This window comes from Neobacillus cucumis, from assembly GCF_023715505.1.
Genome location: NZ_JAMBOH010000059.1, coordinates 1 through 14,998 on the forward strand (window position 1 = coordinate 1; position 14,998 = coordinate 14,998).

Sequence of the window (14,998 nt, forward strand, 5' to 3'; positions counted from 1 at the left end):
CTTGAAGATACCCTTAAAGAGAGTAACAAAAAGATTCAAAAGTTAATTAAAAGTCAACTAGAGCAATGGATTGCGGGCTTGCCTAACTATATCAAGGCATACCTGCCTATTTCAGTCTGCGAAAGTTTAGTAATTAATATTAAGTACTCACAAAATACTTTTCAAAATATGATTAGCAATCCTACAAGTAAATTGTGGAAATAATAAAAAATACTCTACCAGCTTTAGCTCTATATTCTAAAGGGCTAAGGCTTTTTATTTGATTGTAAATACTTTCCTTACTTAAAAATAAGAATTGAACATGGTAATAAAGAAATAAGAAAAGGAAGCGGTATTCCTGTCCGTTCAAATGGCATTTATCGATTTTATCAAATGGAAGGTACTTTATGTATATTGGCAAGTAAAAAATGTTCTTAACAGGGTTCCTTATGAGAGGGAAAAGTGCTCTTACAAAGAATATGTCGAGTTGAGATCAAATTTTTCCACAAAAAGAGTCATATTTTTTAAATCAATTTTGAGGAAAGTTGTCATTTTTCTAAAAATAGCTCCGCAGGTATATTAAGGATTTCAGACAGACATCCAAGCAATCTTTAGGTTTGCTTCTAGTATCTTGTATATTTTTATCATCCTTTGTATTGTAAATGAATTTACTTCAATTGGCATATAGTCGCTGGATAATGTTTGAAAAAAATCTTAGATAGAATCTGTGGGTTAAATCAACTTTAAATTTAAAATCGTAAAAAATGTATAACTAAATGAATTATTCATAGTTATTTCGAGATATCTAAAAGAAGGTAAAAAGTCTTTATCTTATTAAGAAACGGATTATCTATTTTTGGAAAATAGTTTATAATAATAATTAGGTAAAAATTGACTATATAGGATTCCGGGAATTATTGGAGGGAGTACATTTGAAAGGAAATCCATTTGTTTATTACTTAGATCAATACAATGTGTTATCACCAAATCATTCAAAGATATATGATGAATATACCATTGATCCAGGGAAAGAGAATTCATATGTTTTTAAAATCGAAACAAAAATCGAGGATACTTTAATAAACATTTTTCAAAATAACCCACAAAGCGTAATCTTAACTGGAAATGCGGGAGATGGGAAAACCAGGTTATGTAGAATAGTGCATGATTATTTTAGCAAGTCCAATCTTGAAGGTTGGCCGGAAGAGGGGATTATCGAATTTACATTTTTACATGGGAAATTAAGGATTGTAAAGGATTTGTCGGAACTTAAAGATGATGTAATAAAAAGAGAATTACTTACACTTCAGAATTATATTACTTCTAATCACATGGATAAAATTTATTATTTAATTGCGGCGAATGAAGGAAAACTAACTAAATTTCTTTCTCAAAATCCAGATCTTTTAGAGTTAGCTGATAAAGTTTCATCACGCTTTAAATCGCAAGAAAATAATACGGATTCGTTTAGTGTCTTTAATCTTCTTGATGTAACATCCTCTGTATATGTGGAGAGATTGTTGGAGAAATGGAACCAGCCAGAAAATTGGTCTCCATGTACTGATTGTGCAAAATCGAACAGATGTATTATTTATCTGAATCATAAAAGAACTGTAAAAAAAGAGATTCAACAAAGATTGGTTGAACAATATAAATTACTCGATTATCTAGATACTCACATTACAATTAGAGAAATGCTAATCCATATTAGTTATATGTTAACTGGTGGATATACCTGTGACGATATTAATAATGGTGATTATAAAAAATTAGAGGAACAAACAAAAAAGGCTTATTATCAGAATTTTTACGGGCATGAACTGGATGAGAATGCATTTTCTGAAATGAAAGCACTTAAAATCTTCAAATCATTGGATCCAGGTAATTATTCGCATTCCACGATTGATGACTTTATTATTAACGGAGATATTAATGGAGATCCAGAAACTGAAGAAATACATAAGGAATTATTTGATGATTCATTAGATTTACAGTTAGGATATTTTTTAAAGAAATTAAGATTGTATAGAGATTATAATGCAGAAAATGATCTAAGTATAATAGAAGAATGGATTCCGAGGCTGCGGAGAAAATTCTTTTTTGAGGTGAGAAACGAACTTCTTTTCAACGCAAATCAACTTCTTCCTTTTGAATATATTAATCAGTATCAAAATTTATTTAATAACACCAAGAATCAATCACTTATAAAGAGAAGCTTAATTAATGGATTAAACAGGATATTTTCGGGGAGACTTACCGAATTTAACAAAAATTTGCTTGCAACTAATAAAAACTTAATCGTTTACGAATCATTTAAAACTAATAAGGATATTGAGCTTGAACAAGAGAATGAGAGAAAAGATATAGATCGAATACCATCTAAATTTGAACTTACTGTAGAGGAAAATGTTGTTTTACCTATCAACTTAGCTGTTTTTGAGTACTTGTTAAGGGCTAATGGAGGAGGAACTCATAATATACTTCAACACGAGGCGGAAATTCTTATTGATACTTTTAAAAATGAAATCATTCGGATAAGTGAACCAGATGATTTTGAATTAAATATTCTAAGGTACGATTCAAAGGTTGGTCTTTTTGTTGAGGATGAAATTAGTTTAGATTAATGGAGGGAAGTTGGCATGAGTACAAATGCTGCTAATGGAGGGGTAGAGGAATTTTCTACCCAGTTGTCAGCTCAGATATGGGGTCATCGTTTCAAAGAAGGCCAGAAAGGTCCTGAATATGTTTTGGAATTCCTAAATGTCCTAAATGGAACTAACTATAATTTAGGTGCTACAGAATATTTTAGAAAAAGATCGACGGGGCTTCGACAGTTTATTTTTGAAGGAAATAAAGAAGGGGCACAGCAAGGCGTTGTAACTCTATCGGAAGATCAAAAAAATAAATTATATAATTTGGTTCGTGATAAAGATCAAATTAGTGTGATAAGGGAATTTTTTAGGAATTTAGAAATTCCTCTTTCTGATGGGCAAGGTAAGGCGGCCAATCGTTCTTGGTATGCGAAAACATTATATCCATTGCATGAGTCCTTGCTTTTCTTTGAATTAAGAACTCAAGTTAAAAATGATAAAAAAACATATAGCTTTGAGAGAAACTTTTTTGCAAGAGGGGGAGAACTTTACTTTCTTATGCTCTCTTATGGGACTGTAAATGATCTTATTTTAAGAGCACAAATAGAACATAGGCTCAAATTTTTATTACAAAAAAATAGAGCTATAGAACATATTGTTAATAAAATTACCTCATCACTTGAAGATGAAAATGAAAAAAGAGACGAACTATATCCTTTAAAAAAAGTAAATGAAAAAACTAAGGAATACCCGTACCTTCCCGTAGAAGATGATCCGATTTATCATGAATTTGCAGTTGAATTCAATCAATTAATTAGTCTAAACATTGATATTTACGAGATGTTTGAGTTGATGATTAGTCTGATTACATTTCAATTATCGAGGTATATGTTAAAGAGATCCCTTGTTGAAAATGAAGGTAGCCCGATTACGTTCTTTTTTGACTGTTTAGATGCTCAAGTGGGACCGATTCAAAATTTATCTTCAAAATCCTTTAGTGATAATGAGCTTTTAGTTAAAAACAAATTTGAGTCATACTTTCAAAAAGTTTTTAATGAAAAGATGGGTAATTATGCATTTGTAACGGCAAATTTAGCTAAATGGAAGGCAGATCCTGAAGAATTAATTTCGTATTTAGGATTAACCAAGCTCTCAAAGGAAAGAAAAAGTAAAGTAAAAAAAGTGATATCAAAGTGTCATTCCTACATGGATGTCAAGGATAATCTTTTCACTATCGTTAAAGATCTAGTTTCCGATCAATTAAAAAGACATCAATTAAGTATCATCAGAGGATTAGCTCGTGATGGTGGCTTTGGTGGATATAGAAGGGGAACTAAATATAGATATTTTATGACAGACTCTTTTATTCAAGCAATTGTATATGCAAATATAGAACCAGATCGACAGATTGAGTTTAATCAATTCCTTGAAGATCTATATCTAAAATATGGATTTATTATTGGGGAACTCCAAGCAAAATCAAGTGGTATATATGAAAAGTCAAAATTAAATGTAAGCTATTTTCAAAAAAATGAATTTGCTCTACGTGAAAAGTTACGTTACAACGGATTATTAGTTGAGTATTCTGATGCAACTGCGATGATCAGAAATCCTTACGAACTTTCAGGACAGGTGATTTGATGAATTCTTTTAATAAGCTATTAGGAAAGTGGATATATACTGTATTATTCAACCATTTTAAGAATCAAAAAAATGATAATACCGATAAAATTTTTATTAAAGTTTCAGGTCTTAGTGAAGATAATATCCATGGAGTATTAAATGAATTAAAGGAAAAAAATCAAGAATTAAATAAATTTTATACTCCCATTATTCGGACTTTAAAAGCGGTACCAGAATTTCCAGAATTTCAATTAAAGGCAATTGAGACAAGTACATGGTTAAGAAATAATACTTTTCCAAATCATGCTCTTGTAATGATTATTAATGAGTTAACCCCAGAAGCACAGAGCCTTGAAAATTTATTTGCAATTGATGAAGCATATCTTTTATCAAATGAAGGTTTTGAGAGTTTATATTCTATCCTGTCTATTGAATATAAACTTGCAGCTGAAGAAATTGATACGATTAAGGGATTTATTAAAATGTACAAATCTTTAACTGAACCCCAGTTAAGGTTTATATTAAGGTTTATAAGTCATGTGTTGAAAGATCCTTCTGATTCGATAGTTCGAAAATTGCAATTTAATCTTCCTGAGCTTAACTTATTTAAAGATACTCAATTAATTTTTAATTCGAAAGGATTAAAAAGATTAAGATCGAACTTTCTATTGTCAAATTTACAAAAACCTAATGGTGAGTTAGATTCTGAAAAACTTCAAAATAACCTTTATGCGTTTTTGGATGGAGAGGAAAATAACGGATATACAAGTGAGTTATGGTTAGAAACAAAACCTGAGGAATTTGAAATAGAATGTTTAGATTTTATTAACCAAAAAAACTTAGAATTGCTTAAGCACGAATATGAAATAATTGAATCAGTTTTTAATTTTAGAGTTAAAACCACGTTGCCTGACAAAATAAAAGATGCTCTGTCTATAGACGATTTACAAAAGGATCAAAAGGATAAAGCTGAACAAGGTATAAACGCTATAGACAAAAATGAAAATGCTGATGATATTCAAGAATTTTTAGAAGAATTCGAAACCCAATTGCCTCCTGCATTAGTCAAAACCATTACTAGAAAAATTGAAAAATTAAGGAATCCTAAAGAGTACAGAGATATTATGGATGCTTTAATTTATGAAACATTTCAAATGGTGGAAGAACAAACAGGAAGTTTAGGCTCAAAAGAATGTAGATTTATATTAGAAGTTAACTCCTCTAAGTTAACAAGTAATTCATATTTTTTATTAAATCTTTATCTAAATAATATTGAAAACATAATTTCAACTGTCAGATTCGATAAAGAGTCAATAAATAAAATATTGATCGACGAATCTACTGATGATTCTCTTCTTACCTTTAAATTAACTTTCCAAATTGGTGGAAATGCTGTTCAAACAGAAAGTTTTAAAGTAACTGGATTCAAGGAACTTAACCTTTTAAGTTTAACAGAATCGATTGAAAAGGATAATTTACCGTATTTGAAAAGTTATCAAGAAGATGAAGTAGAGGTTGTAGACATTAATAATCTGGTATTAAAACAAATTGAAGGCTATTTAGCTATAAATGAACCAGGTATTAACGAGCACTATAAAAACTTTAAGGCTTTCTCAGAATACTTTATTGAAATTCTAAAGAATGTTTGTTCAGATGGGATTTTTAGTATAGATTTTAAAGATTTAAAAGATCACCTTACTTCACTATTAGAAGGTATTAATTCTACTGTAACAATTTGCAGTCATATTTACAGACATATCAATTACATTGGTGCAATTGATACTTTAGATATTAAACGAGGACAATCTGGATTCAGCAATGAGAGAATTTTAACTGTATTTAATCCAATTAGGCTATGTGCTTATCTCTCAAGATTTCAGGAACTGAATCTTCAAATCGAGAACTGGATTACAAGAGCAAGGGATGAAAACCTTGAGGTAAGTCATTTGGATGATTATTTGGGACATGTTTCAGAAAATATCCTTTACTTAGCTCCTAGGTACTTTTCGAGTGACGGGGATGATACATTTCTTATAGAAGTAAGTGAAATATTAGGGGAAGGTCATTTTATTTTAAATACAAAAAGATCCGAAACTATGGATCACCTATCTCAAGAATTATCAGAAGAACTGTTGAAGACTGTTAAGAACTATTTTGAGGTTTATCCATATGCCAAAGATGGATTAGATATATTATTCTTATACTGTCAAAGTGCTGATATAATAATTAAATCCATTGATGTTTTATTTAATAAAATTAGTTCTTTGAAAAAATTAAAAATAACAGTTCATAGTAGCCAAGCTGCATTAGTGCATCAAAGGTTAAATAACTGGATTAGGCTCAAAGAAGAATATACAAACCCTGATAGTTTAGGTAAGTTTCCTAAAGTTGAAATTAAGGTGATATCTGGAAATTCTATAAATGATATATCATTACAAATTCAAGATAATATGATTGATACGGATTTAGTTGTTTTAGCTGACTATTTTGGTCAAAGCAATCAGATTAAATTTGAATTTGATAAGATAGAACCCAAACCATCAAATAATTGGTTTGAGGTGGTATACAAGGAACCTCTGTTAAAAACAGAAGGTATGAAGCGAATCTCTTTTGTAAGCGAACACTTACCAGATATCTTAAAGCAATTCTATCAATTACAATACATTTATCAAAAAAAGGAAATGCTAGATGTAAACGAGCTCTTTGTTTTAAAGAATAAAATTTCTTTATCGCATTTTACTGATAATGAACTTATTGATTTTATGCATGACAATTTTAATTGGATTATGTTTATAGATAGATATTTGGATAAGTCTTTATTAGAGAATGCTTCTTCTAAGGCGCAGATAATACAATATAAGTCCAAAGCTGGCTCAAATAAAAATTACAAACTAATTGTTTCTTCATCAGAATATATTAAGAAACTTAATTCTAAAAATGATGATTACGAATATTACGATAGACTTAGCAAGAAGTTAGGCTTGATACTTAAAAATAATAATGTTAAAAAAGATAAAATGGTGGAAGCCATAAATGTTGTTAAATCAATATCGGGTGCTTTGGTATTAAAGGCAATAGGCCCTGGAAAGTATTCGCATGAACTAATCGCCACATATCTTAGTAAGAAATATCGTTTTGAAGATTCAAACGTACTACAAGTTTGGACAGTATGTGATGAGCTTCCATGGTTTAGATCTAATAACAGGAGACCTGATTTAGTTATAACAACTATTAAAGAAGATACTGAAGGGTTCAAAGTCGATTTTGAGTTACTTGAATTGAAATTTGTTAACCATTCGATTTTCGAAAGGGAACGATACGATGCAATTAAGCAAATAGAGTCTGGTATTAACCTTTACGAGAAACTTTTTAGGTTTGATCAGAATAAAACTGATTCTGCATATTGGAGAGATGAATTAGTACATTATTTTCTTGAGAGAGAGTCTTATTCACCAGAACAGGCTTATTTGTTAAAGAAACTACAGAATATGGATGTTTCTAATATTAAAGTAAATATTACATCTGCTATTGATGCCTATTGTTATACTTCAAATTTATATGAATATAATTTTGAAAAAGTAATTGATGGGGTTTTTGTTGATATATTGGATGGTGAATATAAGAACAATATATTTAATCGTTCTTATGTATTAAATTCACTTGGTATCATGGAGGTTAATGAACCAGTTTACGATGAATTAGATGAAAGTCTCTCTAGTTTCCAAGAAAGTTTATCAAAAATCGAAAATGTCGAGGAAAATGAGCTAATTAACAGTGAAGGCACGGAATCAAATGAAAAAATAGTTGAAGATGGCCATGCGGAAGCAGAAGATAGTTTGAATGAAAATACTGGTGCGGAAGCAGAAGATAGTTTGAATAAAAATACTGGTGCGGAAGCAGAAGATAGTTTGAATGAAAATACTCGTGAGGATGTAGAAGATAGTTCGAATGCAAATGATTCTGAGACCAACGATGGATTAGATACAGGTGTAGATTTAATTCCAAAGGTTAGTAACAAATCAGGCTACAAATATTACCCTGAGAAAAAAGCCCTAGAAGGTTTGGAAACTAACCACACAGTTAATAGTAATGATGACCATTCTGAGTTAAAAAGAAAATATGTTGGTACTATCGAGACTTACTTTAATAGAAATAATATTAATGTGAAAGTTAAAAATATCATTGTCGGTTCAAGCGTTATTCGATTGATATTAGATATACCTTCTTCTGTTAATTCGGATAAAATTATGAAAAGAGGACAAGAGCTGCAGCTGCGACTTGGTTTAGATCAAGAACCAAATATATTTATCGATAAAAATGGAATAAACGTAGATATAGTAAGGGAAGATCCGGACACCATTTTCTTTGAAAACTTTATGGCTATTTCTAGAGAACAATTGAATGATAAGATAAAGGAAACAAATCTTGTAGCACCATTAGGATTTGATCCTTTGAATAATGTTCTATACATCGATTTTTCTGATCCTTCAACACCTCATCTATTAACTGGTGGTACCACAGGAAGCGGAAAAAGTGTAACATTAAATTCAATTATTTTAAGTACAATGTGTTTGTACGATAAAAATAAATTACAATTTGTGTTTATTGATCCGAAACAAGTTGAGTTCACTGTTTATAAGAATTTACCACATACAAAGTCTGTTGTAACTGATATAAATGAAGCAGTTTTTGTCTTAGAGCAATTAGTAAATGAAATGGAAAGTCGATATTCCTTGTTTTCCGAAGAGTATGTTACAAATTTAGATGAATATGTGTCTATAACTAAAAAGGGTTTACCAAGAATTGTTGTTGTATTTGACGAGTTTGCAGATTTTATGAGTCAAGAAAAAGAAATTGCAGGTAGAGTTGAAAATGCGATTTTAAGACTAGGTCAAAAGGCACGAGCGGCAGGAATTCATTTAATTATATGCACACAAAATCCTAAATCTGATATAATTAATACGAATATCAGAAATAATCTAGGAGCAAGATTAGCTTTAAAGGCAACAGATTCTACGGCTTCGAGTGTTATTTTGGGCGAAAGTGGTGCTGAGAATCTTGGAGGAAAAGGAGATTTCTTAGCAAAAACAGGTAGTCAAAAAGTTCAAAGAGGAAAAAGTCCATTCTTAACTCCTGAAGTTAAAAGGGCTCTTTTAAAGTATTTTGCATCACTAAAATAACTTAGAGTGCATCTAGATTAAATATCTAGATGCATTATTTTGCTGATACATTACTACTGGAGACCTTCCTCCAATAATTTGAAATTAGTTTGAAGTGGGAAAGGTGATTCACATGGGATATGGACAACATCAAAGTTTTTACCTAAGAGATAGATGGCTAAACAAAGCTATAAGACAATTAAATGATGATGCTAGATTTTTTTATGATAAAGAAGCTTTTGAGAAAATTGGACTAGGAAAAAATATGGTACAGTCCCTGCGATATTGGTCTATAGCAACAGGAATTGTTGAAGAAGTATTTAACGAAGAACGAAAGAAGGAACATTTAATTACAGAATTCGGAAAACTTATTTACAAGTATGACAAATTCATAAAATTTCAGGATAGTGCTGCAATTATCCACTATCATATGTGTAAGCAAAAGGAACCTAGTACCGCCTGGTATTGGTTTTTTAATGAAATGAAGGAAACAATGGGAACTAAGGAAAATATTACACAGGAATTTATTAATTGGGTTAAAGAAAATGAAAACAAACCCTTCTCAAATAACTCATTAAAAAAAGATATAGATTGTTTAATAAAGCTATATACATCAGGTCAGAGCATGTTTGATCCAGAAGAAGTAATTCAAAGTCCATTAAGTAAGATAGGTATATTAGAGGAGAAAAAAGGGATTGTTTATAAACAGAATTTAAGTGTTGTAAACGTAGGGCATACAGCATTGATGTACGTTCTTTTAGATTATCAAATCAATCACAATATAGATTCGATTTCAGTAGAAGATTTAGTAAATAAGCCAGGTCTGTGGGGGAGGGTCTTCAATATGAGTAGAGCTACAATTGTAAATGCTCTAACTGAACTGTCTATGTCTAATGAAAATCCAATTAATTTTGTTCGAACAAACAATCTTGATTTAATCAGAATACCTAAAATTAGCCCGCTGGATTTCCTTCAAAAAGAATATTCTCGAAAGGTTGAAGTACTAGTATGACAACCAAATTAGCAGCATTTAAGACAAGTGTGAATATTAAGTTTGACCTTGGTAAGAAGGAGTTTGTCAATCGTTATCTTCCTACACCATCTCATGCAGAATCTCTTATTGGCTTACTTAAAGGATTTAATGACCCTAAAAATAATAAACGTTCACATATTATCGTAGGACCATACGGAACTGGAAAATCTCTTATCGCTACGATTGTTGGAAACCTAACTTCCAAAAAGATAAAAGATCAAAAAACCTTAAATACCCTTTCAAAGAAATTTAATAAGGTTCATGATGACATTTATGTTGAATTGCAAAATGTACAAAATCTAAAAAAAATATATTACCCGGTTGTACTAAATGGTTATGAAGGACGATTCCGTGAGGCTCTAATCAATGCAATCTTACGAACTATAAATGAAAATGAAATTGATATATTGTTGCCAGGTCAATACGGGAAAATAATTGAAACCATTGATTTATGGGAATCACAATTCCCCAAAACATTTAAAGAATTCAAGAAGCTTTTAAGGGAAAATAATAAAGATTTAAATATTTGGCGGCTTGAAATAATGAACCAGGATCGGCAAGAGGTAGATTGGTTCCTATCCATATATCCACAATTAACTTCTGGGGCACGATTTACAGCAGAGTACAATGAAAGCTTTATTGATGAAATTAGGCATATTTTATTCGAGCTTAATAAACAGAATATAGGTTTATTTATTGCTTATGATGAATTTGGGAGATTATTGCAAACACTTGAATTACAAGAAATAAACGAAACAATGCAAGATTTACAAGATCTCGCTGAATTAGTAGATCATGAAAATGAAAATTTACATTTACTTTTAATTACACATCGTAACTTAAGACACTATTTTACTATTTTAAGTGATGATCTAAAAAATGAATTTCAACGAATCGAAAAAAGATTTAAGGTTTATTATGTTGAAAGTGATAAATCAACTTTCATAAGGCTAGCTGACAATATTATACAAGGTATAAAAAAGGATAATATTCCTAATAAAAATAGGGTGGAAATTATAAAGCATTACTTAAGGAAATATCCACTTTTTCCCGAACTTAATCAACAAGAAATAGATAAGATTATTATTGAAGGGATATATCCTGTTCATCCAGTTTCACTTTATTTACTACCTTATTTGTCTAGTATATTTGGCCAAAATGAAAGGACATTGTTTACATTTTTAGAAAGTAATGAGACAGGTGGATTACTAAATCATCTTAATAAGACAGATAAGTATTATTTGCCTTCAGATTTATTTAATTATTTCTTTCCTAATATTTTTGATTTGGATACCGGAAATGAAGAACAAAATATTTTAAGAATTTATAAGGCATTAATTACAAAGACCCCACAGATAGAAGAAAAGGAAGATTATTTAAACATTATTCGATTTATTACACTTTGGCAACTAGCAGGGTTGCAATCTAAAATCAAGTTAGATTCTGATTTTCTCTGTTTCGCATTAAATACTAAAACAGAAAAAATTTCTTCACTACTAAAAGATCTCTCCCAGTTGAAGGTGATACGTTTTCATCGTGTTCATGGATACTGGGAGTTATTTGAGGGAAGCTCATTTCAAATTGAGCAATTAATTGCAGAAAGATTAGCTCAAAATACTTTATCAAGAAGTAAGCAGATTGCATTATTAGAAAACTGCTTACCTAAACACCACTTCTTCTCTAACGAATATAATGATCAAAAAAGTATGACTCGTTATGCTAGTGTGAAGTTTTTACTAAGTTCAGAAATAATTAAAAACGATATAATGTGGCAGGAAATTAAAGATGAAACCAAAGCAGATGCGGTTATTTATTATGTATTAAATGAAGATCCTAGCAATACACAACAAATTATTAATAAAATAAAAAATAATAAGCATCAACTTTCAATGTTTTGTATTTCCAGATTACCTTTTAGTGCAATTGAAGAAAGTTTAACCCATTATTCAATAATTGATCTACTTTTAGGAGATACGGAATTATTAAACGAGGATAAAAATCTTAAACAGGAATTGTTATTAAGAAAAGAAGATAGCAGATTTATTATTGATGAATTTTTATCAAAATATGTATCATATGGTAAGGATGTAATGTGGGTATACAATGGTGATATTATTGAAATAAAGAGTGAAATTATGCTTGAAAATAAGTTGAGTTCAATAATGTTTAAAATCTTCCCTGACACACCGGAAGTAAGAAATGATTCATTTAATAGAAGAAGGCTGAATAATGTTCAGAAGAAAGCTGGACAGATAGTGCTAGATCATCTTATCAATAATTATCATCAAGAAGGGCTTGGTATTGAAGGCCAGGGCCCAGATTATTTAATTTATGCTACGATATTTAAGAATAATAAGCTAGATCCTAATAGGTTAAATAATATTGAATCTAAAGAGTTTGGGAAACTACGTAGTAGACTAATAAACCATATTGAACAAAATAGTATGGGTACTCTTGATGAGTTTGTTAATTTAATGATTAAACCACCTTTTGGTATTCGTGAATCATTAATTCCAATATATTTAGTCACATTATTAAGGGATAAATGGGATCAGATAATGTTTTATCGAAATGATTTATTTGTCTCAGGAATAAATGGGGAAAAGTTATATAAGATGTTTGATGAAGCATCGGATTATAACTATGTTTATTATAATTTCGATGAAAAGTATCAACTCTTCTTTAAAAAGTTGGAGACATACTTTGGTGATTATCAGAATGAACTAGTTAAGAATAAGCCAATAGTAATTCGATTAAATAATGCTCTATTATCTTGGTTAAGAAGTTTACCAAGGATTACTCAAATCACAAATCATCAAGATGAGGAATTAATCTGGATAAAAGATACAATCCGAAGAAGTGAAATTAATCCACAAGAGTCACTAACTCTTCTATATGAAAAATATGGGAATGATATACAACCCTTGCTTCTCCACAAACAAGAGTTAGAAAACTACTTTGTAAAGTACAGAGTAAAATTAGAAAAAGAAATTTATGTTATTTGTAAATCAGAGAATTTTGTGGAATTGAATAAATGGGCAGAGGATCAATCTCCAAAGTTAAAAAAGGAAAATAATTTAGTAAAAAGTATCTTAAACAGTACGGATATAGATGAGTGGTTACTATCTTTTGTTAATAATTATATCGGTATTAATTTGGAGAATTGGTCAGATACAACTCTTGAACTTTTCAAAAATCAGTTAAATTCTGATTTTAACTCCACTTTAGAAGTGAGCAAACATGATGAAAATTATATAGAAATATCATATAATGGCAAAGTAAAAGCGATAAATAAAGTTAGTCTTTCAACAAAATCAGAAACAATCTATAAAAATGTTGAACGAATGATTAGGAATGCTGGTCGAAATGTAACTAAAGAAGAAATAGAAAATTTGGTAATAAAATTAGTAGATGAGTTCATAGAGTAGGCGGCGATAAATAATGAATAGAAAACCAGTTCATGTAGCAATGTTTAGTGGTGGAGCATCTAGTGCCTACGTTGCATATAATATGGTACAAGCATATGGGAAGGATAACTGTATCTTATTTTTTACAAACACTTTATGGGAAGACGATGATAACTATCGGTTCATGGATGAAATAGCAGATTATATTGGTCTAGAAATTACTGAAAGAATTGATGGAAGGACACCAGAAGAGGTGTTTTATGATTATCGTTTTTTAGGAAATTCTAGATTAGCAAAGTGCTCAGAAGAACTAAAGGTTCAACAAACTATAGTTTTTCTTGAAGAACTTAGAGATAATCATAATTTGGAGCCAATACTCTATTTTGGTATTGGACCGCATGAATCCCATCGTGCAGATAATCTAAAGGAATTTTATGAGCATCGACCTATAGAGCCAATACAGACTCGTTTTCCGATGATTGAAACTTTTAGAGCAGATATAGATGTTAAATCAATTATTGAAAACGAATGGGGTATTAAACTTCCTAGGATGTATTCAATTGCTGAAAAATTAAAGCCAGAACTGGGGATTAAAGGATTCTCTCATGCAAATTGTGGTGGCCGATGCGTAAGAGGTGGCTTTCAGCATTATGCTTTACTTTACTCAATTTGGCCAGATCGTTATGCTGAACAGGAAGAAATGGAAGAGAATTTTAGGAAACATTTTGAAAAAGATGTTTCAATTTTGAAGAAAGATGGAAAGCCCTACACACTTAGACAATATAGAGAGCTATTAGAAAAAGAGGGTGTAGAAAATTATCTGCAAAAACCTGATGATACCGTGCCATGTGTATGTGCTTTTTCCTAAAAAAATTTTAAAATTAAAATTATTAAATTAAAAAAGTAATTACATTTATTTTGAATATAAATAAATGTAATTACTTTTTTGTTTATTTTTTTAATTTATTTGCATAATTTATTCCTAATAATTAATATCTCTTTATTTAAACCGAAACCCCTTAGGAATATGTCGATAAATTTAATTACCACAATTTCTTTTTAATTTATTTATTTTGTTACACTAGTGTTGCATTAAAAATGTCGTAATTTTCAGTTTAGTCATCTTTCTTATTTAGAGCCAAAAAAGTAAATACCCAATCAAAGGTGGCTCCATCCATTTGGAAATTTATTTACAATTAGACCTAT

General features: G+C 30.1%; 7 protein-coding genes. All 7 read left to right on the forward strand.

Annotation, left to right across the window (positions count from 1 at the left end; translation table 11 throughout):
- Window positions 1-204: hypothetical protein (locus M3226_RS30765; protein WP_251573246.1), on the forward strand; the 204-nt coding region annotated here is incomplete at its 5' end.
- 707 nt (window positions 205-911) lie between these two features.
- Window positions 912-2,603, forward strand: coding sequence for a hypothetical protein (locus M3226_RS30770; RefSeq protein ID WP_251573248.1), 1,692 nt, complete (start codon window positions 912-914; stop codon window positions 2,601-2,603).
- Window positions 2,604-2,618: 15 nt separating this feature from the next.
- Window positions 2,619-4,211 (forward strand): hypothetical protein, encoded by a 1,593-nt coding sequence (locus M3226_RS30775; RefSeq protein ID WP_251573250.1) that lies wholly within the window; start codon window positions 2,619-2,621, stop codon window positions 4,209-4,211.
- Complete coding sequence (locus M3226_RS30780) at window positions 4,211-9,373, forward strand: FtsK/SpoIIIE domain-containing protein (protein ID WP_251573252.1); 5,163 nt, start codon at window positions 4,211-4,213, stop codon at window positions 9,371-9,373. Before M3226_RS30775 ends, M3226_RS30780 begins: the two co-directional genes overlap by 1 nt.
- A 112-nt stretch (window positions 9,374-9,485) precedes the next feature.
- On the forward strand, window positions 9,486-10,364 hold the full coding sequence (locus M3226_RS30785) for a DUF4007 family protein (RefSeq protein ID WP_251573254.1): 879 nt from the start codon (window positions 9,486-9,488) through the stop codon (window positions 10,362-10,364).
- Window positions 10,361-13,813 (forward strand): hypothetical protein, encoded by a 3,453-nt coding sequence (locus M3226_RS30790; protein ID WP_251573256.1) that lies wholly within the window; start codon window positions 10,361-10,363, stop codon window positions 13,811-13,813. The genes M3226_RS30785 and M3226_RS30790 overlap by 4 nt, the downstream gene beginning before the upstream one ends.
- Before the next feature lie 13 nt (window positions 13,814-13,826).
- A complete protein-coding gene (locus M3226_RS30795) occupies window positions 13,827-14,660 on the forward strand; it encodes a hypothetical protein (RefSeq protein WP_251573258.1) in 834 nt (277 codons plus the stop codon).
- Window positions 14,661-14,998 lie beyond the last annotated feature (338 nt).